The following is a 20663-nucleotide window of genomic DNA, read 5'->3' on the forward strand; positions in this document are numbered from 1 at the left end:
CGAAGGGCCCCGCCGCGCGGCATCCGCGTCAGTAGCGGGCCGAGAAGCCGCCGTCGGTGTGCAGGAGCTGGCCGGAGATCCAACGACCCTCGGGCGAGAGCAGGAAGGCGGTGATGCCGGCGATGTCTCGCGGCGTGCCCGCACGGCCGAGCGGATGCATCGGGGTCAGCGCATCGCGGATCTCGTCGTCCATCCATCCGGTGTCGATCGGCCCCGGGTTGACGACGTTCGCCGATATGCCCTGCGGGCCGAGCTCGCGCGCCGCCGAGATCACGATGCGGTCGAGTGCGCCCTTCGACGCCCCGTAGGGGAGGTTGCCGGTGGTGTGGTCGCTGGTGAAGGCCACGATCGCACCGCCGTCGGGCCCGACCTGACGCGCGAAGGCGGCGATGAGCAGCAGACTCGCGCGCGCATTGACCGCGACGTGCCGGTCGAAGCTCTCCGCGGTCGTGTCGAGGATGCCCGACTCCACGTCGTGGGCATGGCTCAGGACCAGGGCCGAGAGCTCGCCGTGGTCGCGACGCACACGGTCGATCAGGGCTTCGGGCGCGGCCGGGTCGGAGAGGTCGGCGGGGTGGTCGCCGCTGTCGAGGTCGCTGGTCACGACGGTCCAGCCGTCGGCGCGCAGACGGGGCACGATTCCCGCGGCGATGCTGTTCGACCGTGCGGCTCCGGTGACGAGTGCGAGAGGCATTCCCGAAGGGTATCGAAGTCGCCGGATCCCCTACACCCCGACGAGCTCGGCGCTGCGCTGCCAGAGGGCCTCGGCGAGGGCGGGGTCGTCGACCTGCGGGTTGGTCTTCGACGACAGCGTGCGCTCGTCGTAGTACGCCCCCGAGAACCACGTCTCATCGGGCGTGCCCTCGATGAACCAGCGCAGGATCGCGCCGCCCTCATCTGTGCTCGTGAGCAGCAGCCTGCCGAGGAAACTCCGGTAGACGAGCCGCATCAGGCTCGACGAGTCCGAGGCGAAGTTCGTCTGCACGGTGCCGGGGTGGAAGGCCACCGAGCTCAGGCCGTCGGGGTGGAACTTCGTGTGCAGGCTCTTCGTGAAGAGCACGTTCGCGAGCTTCGCGTCGCCGTAGGCCTTGTTGGCGCTGAACTTCTTCGAGTTGTCGAGGTCGTCGACGTCGATGTGCCCGAAGAGCCGGTGCCCGACGCTCGACGTGTTGATCACCGCCGCCTTCGACGCCAGCAGCGTCGGCATCAGCAGGTTCGTCAGCAGGAACGGCGCGAGGTGGTTGACCTGGATGGTCTTCTCGAAACCGTCGACCGTGGGCGTGCGGTCGCCGAAGATGCCGCCGGCGTTGTTCGCCAGCACGTGGATGCCGTCGGCGCCCACGGCATCCGTCAGCTTCGCGGCCAGCTCGCGCACGTCGTCGAGGCGGGCGAAGTCGGCGAAGAAGTACTCGGCGCCGGTGTCGTCGGCCACGGCCTTCGTCTTCTCGGGCGAGCGCCCCACGAGGATCAGCCGGTGATCGGTCGCGGCGAGCTGGCGGGCCGCGGCCGCGCCGATGCCGTCGGATGCTCCGGTGAGGACGATCGTTCTGGCGGTCATGCGTCTGCTCCTGTCGTCGGGGTGATGCGTTCGACCGCTCGGGTGATGTGCCCGGCGACGACGGCCCGCACGCGGTCGGGGTCGCCGCTCGCGAGCGCGTCGACGATCTCCTGGTGGCTGCGCACGTGCTCCTCCTGCTCGTCGACGTCGAGGGCGGCGTTCGCGGCGCGGATGAACCCGGCGATGCGTCCGCGCAGCTGCGCGCTGACCTCGTCGAGGAAGCGGTGCTCCGCCAGATCCGCGAGCGTCTCGTGGAACAGCCGGTCCTGCCGCAGCACCTCGTCGACGTCGCCGGGGGCGGCGGCGCCCATCGCGGAGACGATCGTCTCGAGGCGCGCCGCGGCATCCGCGTTCCACCGCTCCTGCACCCGGATCGCCATGAACTGCTCGAGCACGATGCGCAGGCTCGAGATGTCGTCGAGATCGGATGCCGTCAACTCCGCGACCCGTGCACCCCGGCGGGGTTCGCGCACGATGAGCCGCTCCTCGGCGAGCCGCGTGAGGGCTTCACGCACCGGGATGTGGCTGACGCCGAGGCGATCGGCGAGCTTGCGCTCGACCAGGCGCTCGCCGGGGGCGAGCTCGCCGGAGTGGATCGCGGCGCGCAGCTCGTCGGCGACCTGCTCGGCGATGTTCTGGTCTGACACGGTGCGCATCGGGGGAGTCCTTCCGAACGGGCGGCGATCGGCGGAGCTCGGGGTTCCGAGATCGCACGCTCGCACCGATGCTATGGCATCGGTCGATGAGGCGGCCGAACGTCGGGAGCACCCACGATGAACACCGCTCTGGGCGACAGCATCCGCATTCCGCGCAGCGCGCTGCAGGTCGGGGTGGCGCGCCGAGACATCACGCCACCCACCGGCATCCGCGCCAAGAACTGGGGGCCCGCCGACTGGGAGCGCTCCGAGGGCGCGCATCGGCCGTTCGAGCTGACGGCCCTCGCGATGATCGGCGACGACGACCGTCCGCGTGTTCTGCTCGCGGTCGACGGCACCTGGTGGCGGCGGGTCGCCGACGAGCAGGGGGTGCGCGGGTCGATCCTCGCGGGCCTCGGGCTCGCTCCCGACCAGCTCATGCTCTCGCTCTCGCACACCCACGCGGGCGCCGTGCTCTGCGCCGCCGACGCGCATCTGCCCGGCGGCGAGTTCATCCCCGGGTACCTCGATGCGCTCGCCGCCGCGGGCATCGCGGCCGGACGCGAGGCGCTGAGCACCGCCGAGGCCGGCCTGATCGAATGGACGACCGGACACTGCACCCTCGCCGCCGACCGCGAACTCGATCTCGACGGGCGTGCGCTCGTGGGTTTCCACCCGGATGCCGTCGCCGACGACACCGTCGTGATCGGTCGGGTGAGCGTCGCAGGTCGCGTGCGCGCCACGCTCGTGAACTACGCCTGCCACCCGACGACGCTCGCGTGGCAGAGTCGCGCGGTGTCGCCCGACTACGTGGGCGCGATGCGCGAGGTCGTGGAGGCGGCGACCGGTGCCCCGTGCCTGTTCGTGCAGGGCGCGTCGGGCGAACTCGCCCCGCGCGAGCAGTACACGGGAGATGTGACGGTGGCCGATCGTCACGGCCGCTCGCTCGGGCACGCCGTGCTCGCGGCGGTGGACGCGCTGCCGGTTCCCGGCGAGGAACTCACGCTCGATCGCATCGTCGAGTCGGGTGCGCCGCTGGCGGTGTGGGCGGGGCGCAAACGGGTCCCTGAGCGAGGAGCGGAGCGACGAGACGAAGGGCGCTCGGCCGGCGTCACGGCATCCGTCTCCCTCCCCCTGCGCGACCTGCCGACGCTCGACGATCTGGCGCGCGAGTGGGCCGACATCGATCCGCGCTCCCGCGAGGAGCGCCTCGGGCGCGCGCGCAATCTGCGCGAGGGGTACATCGACGGTCCGACCGTCGCGCACCCCGTGTGGGCGTGGCGTCTCGGCGATGCGGTGATCGTCGGACACCCGGGCGAGGCGTACTCGCGGTTGCAGACGACCCTGCGCGCGAGGTTCCCCGAGAACCCGATCGTCGTGATGAACCTCACGAACGGACCCGGCTTCGTGTACCTCCCCACGCGCGACGCCTACGACCGCGGCGCCTACCAGGCCTGGCAGACCCCGCTCGCCCCCGGCGCTCTCGAGCTTCTCGAGGAGCACGCCGCCGACCTCGTCGCCGCGCTTCTGGCGACCACGACCCCAGGAGAGAAATGACCCGTCTCGTCGCCATCGTCACCGGAGGTTCCGCCGGCATCGGCTGGGAGATCGGCCAGCGTCTCGCGGCCGACGGCTACCTCGTCGTCGCCGCCGATCGCGTGCCGGGACTCACCGCCGGTGAGAACCCGGCCGGCATCCTCTGGCGCGAGCTCGACGTCACCGATCACGACGGCGTCGATCGCGTGTTCGGCGACATCGAAGCCGAGCTCGGGCCCATCGAAGTGCTCGTGAACAACGCCGGGATCCAGAGGCATCGCGGGATCGAAGACCTCACGTGGAGCGAATGGCAGGCGGTGGTCGACGTGAACCTGCACGGCGTCTTCTCGGCGCTGCAGGCGGCCGGACGGCGGATGCTCGAGCGCGGGGACGGGCGCATCGTGAACATCTCGTCGATCTCGTCGCGCGGCTCGGCCGGACGCGCGCCGTACGCCACGACCAAGGCCGCCGTGATCGGTCTCACCGCGACCGCCGGCGCCGAGTGGGCCGCGCGCGGCGTGCGGGTCAACGCGGTCGCCCCGGGTTACGTCGACACCGGGGTGTTCCGCCAGGGCGTCGAGGCGGGCACGCTCAGCCTCGACACGATCCTGTCGCGCATCCCGGCCCGGCGGTTGGCCGAGGCGAGCGAGATCGCGGCGGCCGTGAGCTTCCTCGTGTCCGACGAATCGCGTTACATGAACGGGCAGACGCTGTACGTCGACGGCGGATTCCTCATCGACTACGGCGTGCCGCTCGCGAAGAAGCCCGCATGACCGGCATCGCGCGCATCGAGACGGCGACGGCCGTGCTGCCCCTTCCGGCGCCCCTGCACCTCGGGGCGATGACGGTGACCCGGCGCGAGTACAGCGCGGTGCGGGCATCCGACGCCGATGGTTTCTCGGGCGTCGCCTACTGCCTGTCGCGCGAGGCGCCGATGGCCGAGATCGTCGAGCGGCTCGTGGCGGGGCACGCGATCGGAGCGGATGCCGACGACCCGGCCGCGACATGGGACCGGATGCTGCGCGGCAGCGCGATCGTCGGGCGGGTCGGCCTCGTGCGCCGAGCCATCGGACTGGTCGACATCGCGCTGTGGGATGTCGCCGCGCGGCGGGCGAAGATGCCCCTGTGGCGGATGCTCGGCACGGGGGACGCACCGCGCGACGCGATGCTCGTGGCCGCCTACCCCTCGGCAGCGCGTGCGCCCCGAGAGGTCGCCGACGAGGTGCTCGCTCAGGCGGACGCGTGGTCGCAGGTGAAGATCTCGCGTATGCCCGATCCGGCATACATGCGCGAACTGTTGGCCCTGCTCGGCGATGATCTGCCGTCGGGGACCGGTCTCGTCGTCGACGTCGGCTTCGGCTGGCGCGATGCCGACGAGGCGCTGGCCGAAATCGCGCAGTGGGGAGACCCGCGCCTCGCGTGGCTCGAGGACCCGCTGCTCCCGGAGGACGCCGCGGGGTGCGCGCGCATCCGCCGCGAGAGCGGGCTGCGCGTGTCCGTCGGCGACGAGGTGACCGACCCCGCCGTGCTGCGCGCACTGGTCGAGGCCGAGGCCGTCGACGTGCTGCGCCTCGACGTGGTGGCGGTCGGAGGAGTGACGCCGGCCCGCGAAGTCATCGCCTGGGCGTCGGATCGTGGCGTTCCGGTGTCGGGCCACGTGTATCCCGAGGTCACGGCGCATCTCGGCATCGGCGTCGAGACCTTCGCGCGCGGCACGAACCCTTACGACCCGGCGCCGTCGTTCATCGTCGGAGGACCGGTGTTCGACGGCACGGTCAGGCCGACGGATGCCGCGGGCCTCGGGTTCACCCTCGATCCGGGGGTCTTCGATCTCGGCGCGTTCTCGGGAGGAGAGGGTGATGACTGACGCCATGCGCAGTGTCGTGGTGACCGGGAGCGGAAAGGGCATCGGCCGCGCGGTCGCCGAGCGGCTGACGGCCGACGGCTGGGTCGTGGTCGGGCTCGAGCGCTCGCCCGGATCGGGCACGGTCGAGGCCGGCGTGGTGGCCGAGGTGGTGCTCGGCGATGCGTCGGATCGCGCGGCGCACGAGCGGGCCGCCTCGGTCGCCCGCGGTCTCGCGCCGCTGGCCGGGTGGGTGAACAACGCGGGGATCACGAAGCGCACACCGCTGCACGAGCTCGACGAACGCGTGGTCCGCGAGATCCTCGACATCAACGGCTTCGGCTACCTCTGGGGGTGTTCCGCCGCCGTCTCGGCCTTCGTGGATCAGGGCATCGCCGGGGCGATCGTGAACATCGGCTCGATCCATGGGCGGGCGTCGTTCGTCGACCACGCCGCCTACGAGTTCACGAAGGGCGGCATCGATGCGCTCAGCCGCAGTGTGGCGGTGACCTACGGCGCACTCGGCATCCGTGCGAACACGGTCGCACCGGGCGGGGTGCGCACTCCGCACCTCGAGGCGCAGATCGCGGCATCCGTCGACCCGATAGCCGCCGAGCGGGCACTGTCCGAGGGGCCGCCCATGGGGCGCATCGCGCGAGCCGAGGAGGTCGCAGCGGTCACCGCGTTCCTGCTGTCGGACGCGGCGCCGTACCTCTCGGGGCAGTCGATCGCGGTCGACGGGGCGTGGACGGCATCCTTCGGCGACGTCGCCGTCGACCCCGCGCTGCGCGAGCGCTTCGACAGCTGAGCCGAAGGGCTACGCCTTGAGCATCGAGGCGCGCGAGATCAGCCCGTCGACGACGTCGAAGGTGGCGATGGTCTCGGTCGCGGTGCCCGCGTTGACGACCTGCTCCTGTGCGACGACCCACCGGTCGCCGAAGAGCACGGTCTGCTCGATCACGCACGACAGCTCGGGGTTCTGCAGCCGCGGCTCGTAGAAGGCGCGGATCGCGGCGGTGCCGACGATCGGCTCCGGAGTGACGCCGGTGATGACGGCATCCGAGGCGTATGTCGCGACGAAAGCCTCGAGGTCGTGCGCGTTGAACGCGTCGAGCTGGTCCTGCACGGTCTGCTCCGCGGACCGGGAGTGGATGCTGTCAGTCAATGCGAACGCCTCCGTTGACGTCGTACGTGGCGCCGGTGATGAAACCCGCCCGCGGCGAGGCGAGTGAGGCGATGATCCAGGCGACGTCGGCCGGCTGTCCGAACTCCCCGAGCGGGATCGATGCCTCGAGCTTCGCGCGTCCCTCGCCCTGCAGCTGATCGGTGATCGCACTGGCCACGGGCCCCGGGGTGACGGCGTTGACGCGAATCCCCTCCGGCGCCAGGTGGCGGGCGAAGCTGCGGGTCAATGCCAGGATCGCGCCCTTGCTCGCGGCGTAGTGCAGCCCGGTCTGCAGGGCGCCCACCTGTCCGGCGATCGACGACAGGTTGATGACGCTGCGATCGCCCGCGGCGGCGCGCAGCAGCGGTAGCGACCCGCGCGTCAACAGGAACGTGCCGCGCACGTTCGTCTCGAGCACGCCGTCCCACTCCTCGATGTCGATTTCGTCGTAGGGCGTGTAGGGGCACACGCCGCCGTTGTTCACGAGCACGTGCAGTTCGCCCCAGGCATCCGTGATCTCCGCGACCAATGCATCGATCGAGGCGGGGTCGCGCAGGTCGAGTCGCGAGACCCGCACATCGGACGCCCCGACCGCGCGGCAGTCCTCGGCGACACGAGCGGCCTCGGCCTCGCGCCCGGTGTAGGTCAGCCAGACGTTGAGCCCCTCGCGGGCGAGTTCGAGGGCGGCGGCCGTCCCGATGCCGGAGCTGGCCCCGGTGATGAGTGCGCGGCGAGTATCCATCACTAAACGCTATAGCAAAGCATCGGTCCGACCAACCCCCGCCCCCACGCGCACCCCGCGCCCCGGCCTTCCGCCCGCACCCGCCCCCACACCGCATTGACCGGTGCGAAACGTCGGTTCTGAGCCCCGAGAACCGACTTCTGTGACCGATCGATGCACTGCGGGGAGAGCCGCGGAAACGAGTACCGCCCAGGTCCCTGACTTCGGCACTCGTTGTCGCGGATGTTAGGGTTGCCTTGCCAAACCTCGTTCGGCCCGATCGACCCCCCGACTCCCTCAGAAAGAGACGATTCGTCATGCTCTCACGTGCCCGTCGCCGCTCCGGCGCGCTCCTCGCCGCCTCGGCCTGCGCCCTCCTCCTGCTGTCCGGATGCGCGGCCGCCGACGCTCCCGCCGAGGGCGATGCCGCACCCGAGACCAGCGGAACGCACGAGGTCGACCACGCCCGCGGCACCACGGCCGTGCCCGACGACCCGCAGCGTGTCGTGACCCTCGAGCCGCTCGAGCTCGACACCGCCGTAGCAGTCGGCATCGAGCCGGTCGGGGCCGCGGTCGCCAGCAACGTCACCGGCGCTCCCGCCTACCTCGAGGCCGACGGCGTCGAACCCGTCGGTACCGTTCCCGAGCCCGACCTCGAGGCGATCGCCGCGCTGAAGCCCGACCTGATCCTCGGTACCGAGGCCCGCCATTCCGAACTCTACGAGCAGCTGTCGGCCATCGCTCCGACGGTCTTCATCGAGACGCAGGCCGACCCATGGCGCGACAACGCGTTGCTCATCGGCGAGGCACTGGGCCGCGAGGACGAGGTCTCCGACCTGCTCACCGCGGTCGACGAACGCTGCGAGGCTCTGGCCGACGAGTACGCGGTCGACGGCCAGACCGTGCAGCTGATCCGCCCCCGCGACGAGACGACGCTGAGCCTCTACGGCCCCGTGTCGTTCTCGGGCAGCCTGCTCGAGTGCGTCGGATTCACGATCCCGGATCAGGACTGGGCCGATGGGCTGCAGGCCGACATCTCGCCGGAGAACATCCTGTCGGCCACCGCCGATCACGTCTTCGTCACCGTCGCCGACGTCGATGACGAGTCGGAGATCCCCGCCGCGATCGCCCAGAACGCGGATGCCTTCCCCTCGGTGACCCCGGTCGACACCAGCTACTGGGTGTCGGGCGTGGGCCCGAAGGGCGCCCAGTCGGTGCTCGACGACATCGAGGCGTTCCTCGAAACGACCCGGTGACCATCGCCTCCACCATGAACATCGCGGGGGCGCCGCCGACGCGGCGCCCCCGCCGTCGTGCGCGCGCGGTCGGGGGGATCCTGATCCTCCTGGCCGCGCTCGTGTGCGCCGTGCTGCTCTCGCTCGCCGTCGGCGCCAACCCGCTCCCGCTCGACGCCGTGGCCGCGGCGCTGCGTGGCGACGGCACGGCGGAGACCGCCTACGTGGTCCTCGACCTCCGCGTTCCCCGCACGGTCACCGGGCTGGTCGCCGGAGCCGCCCTCGGCGTCGCGGGAGCGCTCATCCAGGCTTTCACCCGCAATCCGCTCGCCGATCCCGGCATCCTCGGTGTGAACGCCGGCGCAGCGCTGGCGGTGGCACTCGGGGTGAGTCTGCTCGGCCTACGCGATGCATCGCAGTTCGTGTGGCTCGCCTTCCTCGGAGCCCTCGTGGTCACCGTCGCCGTGTACCTCGTCGGGTCTTCGGGTCGCGGTTCGGCCGACCCGATCCGGCTCACCCTCGCCGGTGTCGCACTCGGCGCGGTGCTGTCGGGCATCACGACCGGCATCGCGCTCAGCGACCCGGACGCTTTCGACTCGATGCGCAGCTGGAACGCTGGTTCGTTGCTCGGCCGTGGCTTCGACGTGATCGTGCCCATCGTGCCTTTCGTGCTGCTCGGTCTGGTGCTCGCCGTCGTGCTCGCTCCGGGGCTGAACGCCGTCGGCCTCGGTGAAAACGTCGCGCGTGCGCAGGGCGCGAACGTCGTCGGCATCCGCATCGGCGTGATCGTCGCCGTCACCCTCCTCGCCGGAGCGGCCACCGCGCTCGCCGGCCCGATCGCGTTCGTGGGGTTGATGGTGCCGCATGTGATCCGTTGGACGTTCGGCGTCGACCAGCGGGTGATCCTGCCGCTCTCAGCCGCGCTCGCCCCCGTGGTGCTGTTGCTCGCGGACGTGCTCGGTCGGGTCATCATCGCGCCCGCCGAGGTTCCGGTCGGCATCGTGGCGGCCTTCGTCGGGGCGCCCGTGCTCATCCTCCTCGCCCGTCGTCGTCGAGCGAGCGCGCTGTGACCGGGCCGTCGACGACGATCCGGTCTACCCCGGTCGGCTACCGTCGCGTCCTGCTGCGCATCGGACCGGTACGGATGCCGCTGCGCCTGCGCAGTATCTTCGTGGGGATCGCCGCGGTTGTCGCCCTGTGCGTGCTCGGCGTGATCGCGCTCGGCCTCGGCACCTATCCCGTAGCGCCGCAGGATGTCGTCCGCACGCTCTTCGGAGGCGGCGATGCCATGGACCGTACGGTCGTGATCGATTGGCGGCTGGCCCGAGCCGTCGCCGCGATCACGATCGGGGCGCTCCTCGGCATCGCGGGCGCGCTGTTCCAGACGGTGACGCGCAATCCACTGGCCAGCCCCGACATCCTCGGCCTCTCGAATGGCGCCTTCACCGGAATGCTGCTCACTCTGGTCTTCGTCTCGAGCGGGTGGCCGCAATTGACGGCCGGCGCTCTCGTCGGAGGACTCGCGACGGCGCTCGTGATCTGGCTCCTCGCAGCGCGCGGCGGTGTGCAGGGCTTCCGGTTGATCGTCGTCGGCATCGGCGTCTCGGCGATCCTCGCCTCGCTCAACACGTGGATGCTGCTGCAGATCGAACTCGAGACCGCGATGTTCGCGTCGGCCTGGGGTACCGGATCGTTGAACGGCGTGACCGCCGGCCCGCTCCTGGGCGCGCTGCTGTGCGCGCTGCCGTTCGTCGTCGCAGCGATCGTGCTCGTGCCGTCGCTGCGACAGCTCGGTCTGGGCGACGACATGGCGGCGGCGTCGGGTGCGCGACCGACGGTGATCCGCACGCTCGCCCTGCTCGTCGGCGTGGTGCTGGTCGCCGCGGCGACCACGGTCGCCGGACCCGTCGCGTTCGTCTCGCTCGCCGCCCCTCAGATCGCCCGTCTCGTCGCCCGCACGCCCCAGCTCTCGCTCATGCTCTCTGCGCTGTTCGGCGGCTTGCTGCTGCTCGGAGCCGACCTGGTCGCGCAGCACATGCTGCCCACACCTCTGCCCGTCGGGGTCGTCACCGTCTCGGTCGGCGGCGCGTACCTCGTTCTGATGATCATCCTGGAGATCCGCCGCCGTGCTTGAGACCCCGCCCCCGTTCGACGATCCGCTCGGTTTCTCGCCCGTCCCTCGACTGGCGGCCGAGGAGATCACCCTCTCGTACGACCGCACCGAGATCGTGCGCGAGCTCTCCGTAGCCGTGCCGACCGGCGGGTTCACGGTGATCATCGGGCCGAACGCGTGCGGCAAGTCCACGCTGCTGCGCGGTTTGTCCCGCCTGTTAGCGCCGACGAGCGGACGCGTCGTGCTCGACGGGCGCACGATCAGCGCGTTCCCGGCGAAGGAGGTCGCTCGGCGACTCGGCCTACTGCCCCAGAGCGCCGTGGCGCCCGACGGCATCACGGTCGCAGATCTGGTGGCGCGTGGCCGCTATCCACACCAGAGTCTCGTGCGTCAGTGGTCGGATGCCGATGAGCACGCGGTCGCGCGGGCGCTGGAGGCGACGGGAACCGTCGATCTCGCCGATCGTCCGGTCGATGCGCTCTCCGGCGGCCAGCGTCAGCGCGTCTGGGTCGCGATGGTGCTCGCGCAGGAGACCGACCTGCTCCTGCTCGACGAGCCCACCACCTTCCTCGACGTGGCGCATCAGGTCGAGCTGATGGAGCTGTTCGCGCAACTCAACGCCGAAGGGCGCACGCTCGTCGCGGTGCTGCACGACCTCAATCATGCGGCGCGTTATGCGAGTCACATCATCGCGATGCGCGACGGGCGCATCCTCGCCGAGGGGCCGCCGGATGAGGTCATCACGAGCCAACGGGTGCGCGAGGTCTTCGGCCTCGCGAACGTCGTGATCCCCGATCCGGTCACCGGCGGGCCCCTTGTGGTGCCCCTGCGCGGGACGGCGCCGATCGGAGGCCGGTCGTGACGGTCGAGCGGCCACCCGTCGTGCCCGCGGAGCGGCCGTGGGCGTACAGCGCGTTCCCCGTGCGGGTGAGCGCACGACGGATGCTCAGCCCGCACTTCGTCCGCCTGACGCTGGCCGGTGAGAGCCTGCGGAACTTCGCCGCCTGGGGCATGGACCAGCGGATCAAAGTGGTGCTGCCCTTGCCGGACGGCAGCTTCGCCGACACCGGACTCCTCGAGGAGCCCACCCCGCACCCCTCTGACTGGTACGCGCGCTGGCGTGAACTCCCGGGAGACGAGCGCAACGTCCTGCGCACGTACACGCCCGCCGCGATCCGCGCCGAGGTGGGGGAGATCGACATCGACTTCTTCCTGCACGAGCCCGCCGGGCCGGCGTCAGCCTGGGCGTCAACGGCGCAGCCGGGTGATCACCTCGTGGTGAACGGGCCTGACGCCCGGATGGGCTGGACGGGATACGGTCTGCACTGGCATCCGGGCGACGCGCGCCGGTTCCTGCTCGTCGCCGACGAGACGGCGTTCCCGGCCGTGCGCGGCATCCTCGCGACTCTGGAGTCGGATGCTGTCGGCGAGGTGATCCTCGAGTGCGCCGACCCGGCCGACGACCTGGTCTCCGCCGAGGTGCCCGAGGGCATCCGGGTGCAGCGTGTGCTGCGCGAGGGCGGCGACCCCCGCGTCGAGCAGGCGGTGCGCACCTGGGGTGCGGCGCACGGCGAGGAGGCGCGTGACGATGCGGGGTTCTACGCCTGGATCGCCGGCGAGTCGGGGACGACGACCTCGATCCGGCGCTACCTCACCGCCGAGCTCGGCATCCCGAAGGAGCGGGTGTCGTTCCTCGGCTACTGGAAGAGCGGCGGGCCGCTCGTCGGCTGAGATCTCCCGGACGTCCGTCCCGGCATCCGCACGTGCGGTTCGCACTGATCGGCGCGAAACGTCGGTTCTGAGCGCGCAGAACCGACGTGTGGCAGCGATCGATGCACCTGGACGCATGCCGCGCCCGGCGGATGCCCCGCTGGACGGATGCCGCGCGCTCAGCGCTCGAAGACGACCTCGCCGCCGACCACCGTCGTCGTCACGTACTGGTCCGCGATGCGCTCGGGCTCGATCTCGTACAGGTCGTCGCTGAGGGCGATGAAGTCGGCCAGCATCCCGATCTTCAGGGTGCCGGTCGCGTGCTCCTGGCCGACCGCGTACGCCGACCCGTACGTGTAGGCGCGAACGGCCTCGTCGACCGTCACGCGCTCGCGCTCGCCCAGCACCTCGCCGCCGCTCGTGCGCCGCAGCACCATATCGCGGATCGACACGATAGGGTTGGCGTCGGAGATGGGCGAATCGGTCGAACCGTTCAGCACGATGCCGGCATCCGCCAGCGACTTCACGCGGTAGATGTCGTCTCGCCGGTCGGCGGCGACCGCCGCGGCCATGCCGTCGCCGAAGTCCGACACGAACACGCCCTGCGGCACGGGGATGACACCCAGCCGCGCAGCGCGGGCGATGTCGTCGTCGCTCGCGAGGGCGAAGTGCTCGATGCGGTGCCGTACGTCGGGGCGCGGAGCGATGCTCTGCGCGTGCTCGATCGCGTCGAGCACGTGCGTGATCGCCCGGTCGCCGATCGCGTGGGTCGCGACCGTCCACCCGGCCCGGTGCGCCCCGACGATGTAGTCGCGCAGCGCCCCGGGCTCGTGCAGCAGCACGCCGAAGTTGTCGGCCTCGCCGTGGAAGCAGGCGTGCATGGCGGCCGAGCGTCCGATGAACGACCCGTCGGCGACGATCTTCACCGGTCCGACGCGCAGCATGTCGTCGCCGAGACCGGTGCGGATGCCGAGGTCGAGGCCGAGCACGTCCTTGTCGGGAAGGTCGGTGAAGGGGTGCAGCACCGTGATGTACGGCATGAGGGTGGTGCGCACCCGCAGCTGCCGCTGCTCGACCGCCGACTGGTAGGCGTGGTAGTCGAGCGGACTGTTGCCCACCATCCGGATCTCGCCGATCCCCGGCTCGGTGACCGAGGTGAGTCCGTAGCTCAGGGCCTGATCGCTCGCGAGCCCCAGGTTGCGCTGCACCTCGTCGAGGCTCATCGGCCGCACGAGCGCGAAGATCGGGGCCATCGCCGACTCCTGCAGCAGGCCCTGCGGCCGGCCGGCGGCGTCGCGGGGGATGCCGCCGCCCGCGATCTCGGGGAACCCCTCGCGTCCGGTGTACCCCGCGAGCTCGAAAGCCTTCGTGTTCGCGACCATCATGTGCCCCGAGACGTGCTCGAGGATCACGGGCCGCCCGCCCGCGACCCGGTCGAGCCCCTCGGCCGTCGGATGCGCCTCGAGGAAGTTCTGGTCGTAGCCGGAACCCCGCACCCAGGCATCCGGCGCCAGCCCCTCGGCGTGCACGCGCACCGCCTCGTACAGCTCGTCGAGCGAGTTCACCGCGCCGGGGCGCAGGTTCAGCGACGCGAGACGGAAGCCCGTGAGCGAGAGGTGGTGGTGCGCGTCGTGGAACCCGGGCAGCACGGGCTGACCGCCGAGGTCGACCACCCGGTCCGCATCGACTCCGTGCAGGTCGTCGTCGAAGCCGACGATGCGGCCTCCCAGCACGCCGATGCTGTGCGCCGCGGGGCGGTCGGCGTCGAGCGTGCGGATGCGGGCGTGGGTGAAGATGGTGTCGACGCGCATGGTCTCTCTCGGTTCTCGGGGGTCGCTCGGGTGGTCGCTCGGCCGGCGGGACGGATGCCGGTCGGGCCGGGGCTGCCGTCAGGCCACGGATGCCGTGGCCGTGGCCGCGGTCTCGGCCTCGACCGATCGGGCGATGCGTCGCTGGAGTCCCCAGACACCGGCGATCGTGATGAGGATCATCACCGCGTAGAACACGGCCACACCCCACACGCTGCCGCCGGTCGAGTTGAGGATCCACTGGGCCACCAGCGGGGTCGACCCGCCGAAGACGGTCGCGCACAGTTGGTAGGCCAGCGAGACGCCGGAGTAGCGGATGCGGGCCGGGAACGCCGAGGCGAGCAGCGTCGCGAGCAGCGCGTAGTAGGCGGTGCTGCCGATGATCGTGGCGTAGAGGGTGACCGTGATCCACAGGGGGGAGGCGGCCTGGATGGCGAGGAAGTACGGCACCGTGAGCACGACGCTGAGGATGAGGCCCGCGAGCATCACCCGGGCGATGCCGAACCTCTCGGCGATCTTGGCGGCGATCGGCTGCCAGATGAACTGCAGGATCGCCATGCCGAGCAGGATGTTGAGCATGAGCTGCCGCTCGATGCCCAGGGATCCAGTGGTCCAGGCGAGCAGGAACGTGTTCGAGAAGTAGGCGTTCGAGATGCCCATGACCGACGCGAGCACGCCGAGCCCGATCAGCAGCGGTGCGGTGCGGATCGCCACGAGCACCGGGGCGCTCACGACCTCGTTCGACTGCTTCGCCGCCTCGAAGTCGGGCGACTCCTCGACCTTCACGCGGATGACGAGGCCCACGATCACGAGGATCGCCGACACGAGGAACGGGATGCGCCAGCCCCAGGTGATGAACTGCTCGTCGGGCAGCAGGCCCACGATGAGGAACATCACGGTCGCGAGGATGGATCCGGCGGGCGAGCCCTGCTGCACCCAGGCTCCGGCGAGGCCCTTCTTCTTGGCCGTGGCGTTCTCGGTCGACAGCAGCACGGCGCCGCCCCACTCGCCGCCGACCGCGAAGCCCTGCAGGCCGCGCAGCACGACGAGCAGGATCGGCGCGAGGATGCCGATCTGGGCGTAGGTGGGCAGGAGGCCGATCAGCGTGGTGGCGGTGCCCATCAGGATGAGCGTGAGCACGAGCACGTTCTTGCGCCCGAACTTGTCGCCGAAGTGGCCGAAGACGAGTCCGCCGACCGGGCGCATCAGGAAGCCGACCCAGAAGGTGGCGAACGAGGCGAGCAGCGCGGCGCCGGGTGCGACGTCGGGGTAGAAGACGCGGCCGAAGACGAGGGCGGCGGCCGTGCCGAAGATGTAGAAGTCGTACCACTCGATCGCGGTGCCGACGAAGGCACCCACCATCGAGCGTCGTTGCCGGGCAGAACTGATATCAGTGCGGGAAGCAGCCATCGGGAGGGCTCTCTGTCTCGGGGAAGGAGGGGGAAGTTCGGGTTCTGCCCATCCTGCGGTGATCACCCCATGCTCGTCCAATGAGGAAAACGGGGTGAGGTATACGGTTTACGTATGTACGGGGAACGCGAACTCGAGGCATTCGTCGCGGTGCTCGACACCGGGTCGGTCAGTCTCGCGGCAGAACGCCTGATCAGGACGCAACCGACGGTATCGCGGCAGATCGCCTCGCTCGAGCGCCAGGTGGGAGCATCCCTGTTCCGACGGATGCCGCAGGGCATGGTCGCGACCTACGCGGGCGACCGTCTCGAACCGATGGCGCGCGACCTCGTGCGCCGGGGCCGGAGAGCGCGCGAGGTGATGAGCGGCATCGTTCTCAAGGAGCGCTCGTTCGTCGCCGCAGCCCCCGAGATGACGAGCGTGCTCGTGCTCGCGCCGTTCATCGCGGGCGGCGGACCCATCTCCGACGTCGTCGTCGCGACGCCGGTCGAGACCTACGACCGGCTGCGCTCCGGGGCGGATCTCGCGGTGACGACGAGTCCGCCGGACTCGCGGCTCAGCAGCATCCGCATCATGAACCTGCCCCTCTACTGCCAGCTGCCGGCGTCGCATGCGCTCGCCGCCGGGGACCGCCTGGAGCTGGAGGATCTGCTGGCCGGCCCCTTCCTCACCTCGGGCACCGGATCGGCGGCGTGGACGCAGATCCAGCGCGCGGCCGAGAGCGAGGCCTGGTCGGTCGAGATGGCGAGCTTCGGCGCGGATGCCCCGATCATCCAGGCCCGGTCGGCCGCCGGCCACGGGCCCTGCGTGGTCGTCGAGCCGCCGCGCTTCGGGTTGGTGTCGAAGCCGCTGCACCACCGCGGCATCCCGATGCAGTGCGCGCTGTACGCGAGTTGGGAGCGCACGCACTACGCGCGCGACGATATCCGCGGGGTGGCCGAGCAGCTCAGCGCCTTCGCCGCCGACCACGTGCTGAGCCTGTACGACGCGGAGGACTAAGTGCTGAGCCTGTACGACGCGGAGGACTAAGTGCTAGATGCTATAGCATCGCACTCATGACAACGCCGTTCATTCTCGTCAGCGACTGCGACCTCCCCGGAACCGTCATCGAAGACACGCTCCGATCCGCCGGGCTCCATGCCGAACGGGCAGCGTCCCCGGCATCCGACGACCTCGCAACTCTCGGGGCGGATGCCACAGGGCTCGTCGTGCAATGGGCCCCGATCACGGCCGAGGTACTCGATCGGATGCCGAACCTGCGCATCATCAGCCGCGTCGGCATCGGGTACGACATGATCGACGTCGAAGCAGCCACCGCTCGCGGCATCGCGGTCGCGAACACCCCGAGCTACTGCATCGAGGAGGTCGCCGCGCACACCATCGCGATGATCATGACCCAGGCGCGCGGGCTGCCGGCCTACGACCGCGCGGTGCGCGCCGGCACCTGGAAGGCGGTGGACGCCCGGCCCCTCGCCGTGCGTCCGTCGACGACCACGCTGTCGGTGCTCGGCTTCGGCCGCATCGGATCGATCGTGGCCCGCGGATGCCGGGCGCTCGGTTTCCGGGTGCTCGTCGCCGACCCGTACGCGTCCGCCGACGGCATCCGCTCGGCCGGGTGCGAGCCCGTCGAGATCCCGGATGCCGTGGCGCAGGCCGACATCCTCACCCTGCACGTGCCGCTCACCGAGGCGACCCGGCACCTGATCGACGCCGAGTCGATCGCGACGATGAAGCCCGGAGCCGTGGTCGTGAACACGTGTCGCGGACCGCTCATCGACGAGCGAGCGCTGGCCGATGCGCTGCGCTCCGGGCACTTGGGCGCGGCCGCGCTCGACGTCTTCGACGGTGAGCCGCTGGCCGACGGCTCCCCGTTGCGCGACCTCGATCAGGTGCTGCTCAGCCCGCACGCGGCGTGGTTCTCGCCCGAGGCGCTCGCCGACCTGCCCGTGCACGCCGCCGAGAACGTGATCCGCTTCCTCGCCGGGGAATCGGTGCCGATCGTGAACCCGGCGTACGCCGGCTGAGCCTCGGCCCAGTTCCTCACGCGACCCCCGGGTCGCCGTGCCCGTTCGGGAGGAGATCTCCGCGTTGGGCGGAGGAATCCGCTGTTTTTCTCCTCCCTTGGGCGAGTTCTCCTCCCGAACGGGTGCCGAGCGGATGCCGCGCACAACGACGATGTCGCTGGGTCAGGGGCCCTTCGACAGGCTCAGGAACCCAGCTTCTGACTGAGTCGCTGAGCCAGCTTCTGACTGGGGCGCTGAGCCCGTCGAAGCGTCTCGCCCCGAGAAACCCGGTCCCGAGAGAGCCGTCAGCCGGCGAACGCCGCCACGGGCATACCGCTCACGCCGGGCTGGACGGCGAAGAGTGAGCCCGCCTCGGTGCCGTGGTCTGCTCCGAGCCCCTGCGCCGAGGTCGTGATGAAGAGCGTGCCGAGGTCGTCGCCGCCGAACGTGCAGGCACTGACCTGGGGGACGGGCAACTCGATCCGAGCGATCAGGGAACCGTCGGGCGCGTAGCCGTGCACCGCCGAACCGCCCCAGAGCGCGACCCACACCGATCCGTCGGCGGCGACGGTCAACCCGTCGGGCGACCCCTGCTCCTCGGGGATCGTCGCGAATCCGCGCCGTCCACGCAGCTCCCCCTCAGCCACATCGAACACGTCGACCCGCTGCGTGACAGTGTCGACGTAGTAGGCCCGGGATCCACCCGGGGCGAAGGCCACGCCGTTCGAGACGGTCACGCTCGACAGCACCGTGGTGGAGGCGAGGTCGCCGCCGATCCGCAGCATCCGCCCCACGGCTCCGGCATCGCCGAGAGCCATCGACCCGGCGAGCAGCCGCCCGAGCGGGTCGACCGTGCCGTCGTTGAAGCGCGCATCGCCGAGGTCGAAGGTCGCGGCGACGCGCGCCGGTCCGTCTGGCGAATCCGTGAGGTGCAGCGAGCGCGCACCGAGGGCGACGAATCCGCCGCCAACGCGCGGGCGCACGAACGCCGCATACGTGTCATCGAGGTGCAGGCGATGGATGCCGTCGTCGCGCAGCGTCACGAGGTCGGCGGCGTCGCCGTCGACCCAGCGGATGCCGCCCCACGATGTCGACCAGACGGGCGCCTCGGCGTGCACGCAGATCGGGCCGGTGAGGTTCTCGGCCTTCACGACTGCTCGTCGGTGCGCCGCAGCGGCATCCGCTCGGGCTCGGGGGTGGAAGCCGTCTCCGGGGTCGACGCCGCACTCGGCGCAGAGGCAGGTGCGGCGGGAGCCGCGATCTCTCGCGCGACCTGCTTCTCGAGCACCTGCACGGCGTCGTCCGACAGCAGGATGAGACCGTCGAGCTCTTCGCGCACGCGCTTGTAGGCGACGTTGCGCTCGGCCTGCGTGGCCGACTCGTCGACCGCGACCTTGAGCAGCTGCTGCGCGCGATCGAGGCGCTTCCGCTCGGCGTCGGTGAAGGTCGAATCGCGCAGACGCCGGGCATCCTTCTCGGCGATCTCGAACGCGACGGCGTACGCACCCACCGCGTCGAGGTACTCCGACACCTGCTGCTCGGTGACCTTGGCCTCGGCCGACGCCGGACGCAGTGCGTCGGCGGTGCGCTTCGCGCGCAGGAACGCGGCCGTGAGCGGCTGGCGCCCATCGCTCATGGCGGGGAAGGCGATGAGCTTCGCGACGTCGAGCTCGTAGTCGAGCCAGCGCGCGGTTATCTCGTCGTGCTCGGCGAGCAGGCGCGCGAGCAGATCGTTCGGAACGGGGGATGCCGTGGTGTCGACGACCGTCGTGCGCTGGCCCCGCGGTTTCTGGCTCAGTGCTCGCGCCTCGATCTGCGCGGTCTTGAGCTGCGCCTTCATGCGGAGGGTCTCGATCCGGCGCTCATGGCGGCGCTTGGCCGAACGCTCCCACGCCTTCGCAGCGCCTCCGGCCATGCCCATGATCGGGAAGATGAGCCACCAGTAGTCGCCCGCGAAGTCCAGCAACGGTTGCATGATGTGCCCAGCCTACTGGCGTGCGGCGACACCGCCGAGGCCCGTCTTCGAGAGGATGGAGGCATGGCAGCGCACCGCATCGGCATCGTCGGCATCGAGAACACCCACGTCGATGGGATCGTGCGCGCGCTCAACGTCGACGGCGTCGAGGATGCCCGGATCACGGCCCTCGTCGCCGGTGTCGCCGACCGCACGGAGCGGCTGGCCGAGCTCGGCGGCATCGAGCGCATCGTGACGGCATCCACCGACCTGATCGGCGAGGTCGACGCCCTGATCGTGGCCACTCGCGACGGGTCGACGCATCGCTCGCTCGCCGTGCCCTTCCTCGAGGCGGGCGTGCCGGTGTGGATCGACAAGCCGCTCGCGCTCTCGGTCGCCGATGCCGACGCGATCCTCGCCGCCGCCGGGTCGACGCCCGTCACGTCGTCGTCGACGCTGCGCTGGCTGCCCGACACGGATGCCGTCGCCGCCGCGCTCCCGTCGATCGGGGAGGTGCAGAGTCTCACCATCACCGGTCCGGCCGATCCCGACGGACCCTACGGCGGCCTCTTCTTCTACGGCATCCATCTCGCCGATCTCGCCCAGCGCCTGGTTCCCGGGGCGCCCGAAGAGGTCGAGGTGGAGCACTCCCCGGGGCGCGTGCGCGCCCGATACGCCGTCGGCGGGGTGGGGGTGACGCTCGATTTCGTGCGCCCGGAGGGTGAGGTGTCGGTGCCGTTCCGCGTGACCGCCGTCGGCAGCGGCGGGACGGAGAGCCGTGAGATCGTCGTCGGGTCCGACTACGTGCGTCCCGGCGTCGAGGCCTTCGTGCGCATGCTCGACACCGGCGAGCTCCCGGTACCGCCCGAGCAGATGACCGCGACGGTCGCCGTGCTGGCCGCGGTCGTGGCCGAGAGGTCGTGAGGCGCCCTCTTCGATGACGGCAGGCGCAGGAAATCGGTTTCCCGGTGG

At 70.9% G+C, this 20663-nt stretch carries 21 protein-coding genes; 12 read left to right on the forward strand and 9 right to left on the reverse strand.

What is annotated here, in order from left to right; translation table 11 throughout:
• Window positions 1-28: 28 nt before the first annotated feature.
• From ACZ5Y9_RS02480 to ACZ5Y9_RS02490, 3 genes are read right to left on the reverse strand one after another with little or no spacing between them, the layout of a single operon-like run.
• A complete protein-coding gene (locus ACZ5Y9_RS02480) occupies window positions 29-694 on the reverse strand; it encodes an SDR family oxidoreductase (RefSeq protein WP_464472169.1) in 666 nt (221 codons plus the stop codon).
• 30 nt (window positions 695-724) lie between these two features.
• A complete protein-coding gene (locus ACZ5Y9_RS02485) occupies window positions 725-1558 on the reverse strand; it encodes an SDR family NAD(P)-dependent oxidoreductase (RefSeq protein ID WP_464472170.1) in 834 nt (277 codons plus the stop codon).
• Window positions 1555-2214 carry a GntR family transcriptional regulator gene (locus ACZ5Y9_RS02490; RefSeq protein WP_464472171.1) on the reverse strand — a complete coding sequence of 220 codons (660 nt, stop codon included), beginning with the start codon at window positions 2212-2214 and terminating at the stop codon, window positions 1555-1557. The genes ACZ5Y9_RS02485 and ACZ5Y9_RS02490 overlap by 4 nt, the downstream gene beginning before the upstream one ends.
• Before the next feature lie 117 nt (window positions 2215-2331).
• Between ACZ5Y9_RS02490 and ACZ5Y9_RS02495 the strand changes: the two genes are divergently transcribed.
• Genes ACZ5Y9_RS02495 through ACZ5Y9_RS02510 form a run of 4 tightly spaced genes read left to right on the forward strand, consistent with a single transcriptional unit; the run spans window position 2332 to window position 6380 of the window.
• A complete protein-coding gene (locus ACZ5Y9_RS02495; protein WP_464472172.1) occupies window positions 2332-3750 on the forward strand; it encodes a hypothetical protein in 1419 nt (472 codons plus the stop codon).
• Window positions 3747-4502: an SDR family NAD(P)-dependent oxidoreductase gene (locus ACZ5Y9_RS02500; RefSeq protein ID WP_464472173.1), complete on the forward strand. Its 756-nt coding sequence runs from the start codon at window positions 3747-3749 to the stop codon at window positions 4500-4502. The genes ACZ5Y9_RS02495 and ACZ5Y9_RS02500 overlap by 4 nt, the downstream gene beginning before the upstream one ends.
• On the forward strand, window positions 4499-5596 hold the full coding sequence (locus ACZ5Y9_RS02505) for a mandelate racemase/muconate lactonizing enzyme family protein (protein WP_464472174.1): 1098 nt from the start codon (window positions 4499-4501) through the stop codon (window positions 5594-5596). The genes ACZ5Y9_RS02500 and ACZ5Y9_RS02505 overlap by 4 nt, the downstream gene beginning before the upstream one ends.
• Entirely contained in the window at window positions 5589-6380 is a 792-nt protein-coding gene (locus ACZ5Y9_RS02510) for an SDR family NAD(P)-dependent oxidoreductase (RefSeq protein WP_464472175.1), read from the forward strand. Before ACZ5Y9_RS02505 ends, ACZ5Y9_RS02510 begins: the two co-directional genes overlap by 8 nt.
• A gap of 9 nt (window positions 6381-6389) precedes the next feature.
• On the opposite strand, the gene ACZ5Y9_RS02515 is transcribed toward ACZ5Y9_RS02510, so the two are convergent.
• Complete coding sequence (locus ACZ5Y9_RS02515) at window positions 6390-6737, reverse strand: nuclear transport factor 2 family protein (protein WP_464472176.1); 348 nt, start codon at window positions 6735-6737, stop codon at window positions 6390-6392.
• Entirely contained in the window at window positions 6730-7479 is a 750-nt protein-coding gene (locus ACZ5Y9_RS02520) for an SDR family NAD(P)-dependent oxidoreductase (RefSeq protein WP_464472177.1), read from the reverse strand. The genes ACZ5Y9_RS02515 and ACZ5Y9_RS02520 overlap by 8 nt, the downstream gene beginning before the upstream one ends.
• Window positions 7480-7775: 296 nt before the next feature.
• Between ACZ5Y9_RS02520 and ACZ5Y9_RS02525 the strand changes: the two genes are divergently transcribed.
• The 5 genes from ACZ5Y9_RS02525 to ACZ5Y9_RS02545 are packed head-to-tail and all read left to right on the forward strand — an operon-like array spanning window position 7776 to window position 12537.
• On the forward strand, window positions 7776-8714 hold the full coding sequence (locus tag ACZ5Y9_RS02525; RefSeq protein WP_464472178.1) for an ABC transporter substrate-binding protein: 939 nt from the start codon (window positions 7776-7778) through the stop codon (window positions 8712-8714).
• Between the two features lie 14 nt (window positions 8715-8728).
• Window positions 8729-9763 (forward strand): iron chelate uptake ABC transporter family permease subunit, encoded by a 1035-nt coding sequence (locus tag ACZ5Y9_RS02530; protein ID WP_464472760.1) that lies wholly within the window; start codon window positions 8729-8731, stop codon window positions 9761-9763.
• Complete coding sequence (locus ACZ5Y9_RS02535) at window positions 9760-10827, forward strand: FecCD family ABC transporter permease (RefSeq protein WP_464472179.1); 1068 nt, start codon at window positions 9760-9762, stop codon at window positions 10825-10827. The genes ACZ5Y9_RS02530 and ACZ5Y9_RS02535 overlap by 4 nt, the downstream gene beginning before the upstream one ends.
• Window positions 10820-11668 (forward strand): ABC transporter ATP-binding protein, encoded by an 849-nt coding sequence (locus tag ACZ5Y9_RS02540; RefSeq protein WP_464472180.1) that lies wholly within the window; start codon window positions 10820-10822, stop codon window positions 11666-11668. The genes ACZ5Y9_RS02535 and ACZ5Y9_RS02540 overlap by 8 nt, the downstream gene beginning before the upstream one ends.
• Entirely contained in the window at window positions 11665-12537 is an 873-nt protein-coding gene (locus ACZ5Y9_RS02545) for a siderophore-interacting protein (RefSeq protein WP_464472181.1), read from the forward strand. The genes ACZ5Y9_RS02540 and ACZ5Y9_RS02545 overlap by 4 nt, the downstream gene beginning before the upstream one ends.
• Window positions 12538-12695: 158 nt before the next feature.
• Here the strand turns inward: ACZ5Y9_RS02545 and ACZ5Y9_RS02550 are convergent, their stop codons facing one another.
• Both ACZ5Y9_RS02550 and ACZ5Y9_RS02555 read right to left on the reverse strand, forming a co-directional pair.
• A complete protein-coding gene (locus ACZ5Y9_RS02550) occupies window positions 12696-14327 on the reverse strand; it encodes an amidohydrolase (protein WP_464472182.1) in 1632 nt (543 codons plus the stop codon).
• 78 nt (window positions 14328-14405) lie between these two features.
• A complete protein-coding gene (locus tag ACZ5Y9_RS02555) occupies window positions 14406-15686 on the reverse strand; it encodes an MFS transporter (RefSeq protein WP_464472183.1) in 1281 nt (426 codons plus the stop codon).
• A 162-nt stretch (window positions 15687-15848) separates the two neighbouring features.
• On the opposite strand from ACZ5Y9_RS02555, the gene ACZ5Y9_RS02560 reads away from it, so the two are divergent.
• Together ACZ5Y9_RS02560 and ACZ5Y9_RS02565 are read left to right on the forward strand one after the other, a co-directional pair.
• Window positions 15849-16733, forward strand: coding sequence for a LysR family transcriptional regulator (locus ACZ5Y9_RS02560; RefSeq protein ID WP_464472184.1), 885 nt, complete (start codon window positions 15849-15851; stop codon window positions 16731-16733).
• 56 nt (window positions 16734-16789) lie between these two features.
• Window positions 16790-17758 carry a C-terminal binding protein gene (locus ACZ5Y9_RS02565; RefSeq protein WP_464472185.1) on the forward strand — a complete coding sequence of 323 codons (969 nt, stop codon included), beginning with the start codon at window positions 16790-16792 and terminating at the stop codon, window positions 17756-17758.
• Between the two features lie 284 nt (window positions 17759-18042).
• Here the strand turns inward: ACZ5Y9_RS02565 and ACZ5Y9_RS02570 are convergent, their stop codons facing one another.
• Together ACZ5Y9_RS02570 and ACZ5Y9_RS02575 are read right to left on the reverse strand one after the other, a co-directional pair.
• The gene (locus ACZ5Y9_RS02570; protein WP_464472186.1) at window positions 18043-18888 is read right to left on the reverse strand and encodes an SMP-30/gluconolactonase/LRE family protein; all 846 of its coding nucleotides are present in this window, start codon (window positions 18886-18888) and stop codon (window positions 18043-18045) included.
• Window positions 18885-19712, reverse strand: a complete 828-nt coding sequence (locus ACZ5Y9_RS02575; RefSeq protein ID WP_464472187.1) for a hypothetical protein — start codon at window positions 19710-19712, stop codon at window positions 18885-18887. The genes ACZ5Y9_RS02570 and ACZ5Y9_RS02575 overlap by 4 nt, the downstream gene beginning before the upstream one ends.
• A gap of 63 nt (window positions 19713-19775) precedes the next feature.
• On the opposite strand from ACZ5Y9_RS02575, the gene ACZ5Y9_RS02580 reads away from it, so the two are divergent.
• Window positions 19776-20615, forward strand: coding sequence for a Gfo/Idh/MocA family protein (locus ACZ5Y9_RS02580; RefSeq protein WP_464472188.1), 840 nt, complete (start codon window positions 19776-19778; stop codon window positions 20613-20615).
• Window positions 20616-20663: the final 48 nt, after the last annotated feature.

The organism is Microbacterium sp. T3-8 (assembly GCF_055398145.1).

Bases quoted from the DNA above. Each gene is read 5' to 3' on its own strand.
- ACZ5Y9_RS02575 (WP_464472187.1), bottom strand. From the start codon at position 19,712: ATGCAACCGTTGCTGGACTTCGCGGGCGACTACTGGTGGCTCATCTTC.
- ACZ5Y9_RS02555 (WP_464472183.1), bottom strand. From the start codon at position 15,686: ATGGTGGGTGCCTTCGTCGGCACCGCGATCGAGTGGTACGACTTCTAC.
- ACZ5Y9_RS02500 (WP_464472173.1), top strand. From the start codon at position 3,747: ATGACCCGTCTCGTCGCCATCGTCACCGGAGGTTCCGCCGGCATCGGC.
- ACZ5Y9_RS02505 (WP_464472174.1), top strand. From the start codon at position 4,499: ATGACCGGCATCGCGCGCATCGAGACGGCGACGGCCGTGCTGCCCCTT.
- ACZ5Y9_RS02510 (WP_464472175.1), top strand. From the start codon at position 5,589: ATGACTGACGCCATGCGCAGTGTCGTGGTGACCGGGAGCGGAAAGGGC.
- ACZ5Y9_RS02530 (WP_464472760.1), top strand. From the start codon at position 8,729: ATGAACATCGCGGGGGCGCCGCCGACGCGGCGCCCCCGCCGTCGTGCG.
- ACZ5Y9_RS02495 (WP_464472172.1), top strand. From the start codon at position 2,332: ATGAACACCGCTCTGGGCGACAGCATCCGCATTCCGCGCAGCGCGCTG.
- ACZ5Y9_RS02565 (WP_464472185.1), top strand. From the start codon at position 16,790: ATGACAACGCCGTTCATTCTCGTCAGCGACTGCGACCTCCCCGGAACC.
- ACZ5Y9_RS02520 (WP_464472177.1), bottom strand. From the start codon at position 7,479: ATGGATACTCGCCGCGCACTCATCACCGGGGCCAGCTCCGGCATCGGG.
- ACZ5Y9_RS02550 (WP_464472182.1), bottom strand. From the start codon at position 14,327: ATGCGCGTCGACACCATCTTCACCCACGCCCGCATCCGCACGCTCGAC.
- ACZ5Y9_RS02480 (WP_464472169.1), bottom strand. From the start codon at position 694: ATGCCTCTCGCACTCGTCACCGGAGCCGCACGGTCGAACAGCATCGCC.
- ACZ5Y9_RS02490 (WP_464472171.1), bottom strand. From the start codon at position 2,214: ATGCGCACCGTGTCAGACCAGAACATCGCCGAGCAGGTCGCCGACGAG.
- ACZ5Y9_RS02525 (WP_464472178.1), top strand. From the start codon at position 7,776: ATGCTCTCACGTGCCCGTCGCCGCTCCGGCGCGCTCCTCGCCGCCTCG.
- ACZ5Y9_RS02560 (WP_464472184.1), top strand. From the start codon at position 15,849: ATGTACGGGGAACGCGAACTCGAGGCATTCGTCGCGGTGCTCGACACC.
- ACZ5Y9_RS02580 (WP_464472188.1), top strand. From the start codon at position 19,776: ATGGCAGCGCACCGCATCGGCATCGTCGGCATCGAGAACACCCACGTC.
- ACZ5Y9_RS02485 (WP_464472170.1), bottom strand. From the start codon at position 1,558: ATGACCGCCAGAACGATCGTCCTCACCGGAGCATCCGACGGCATCGGC.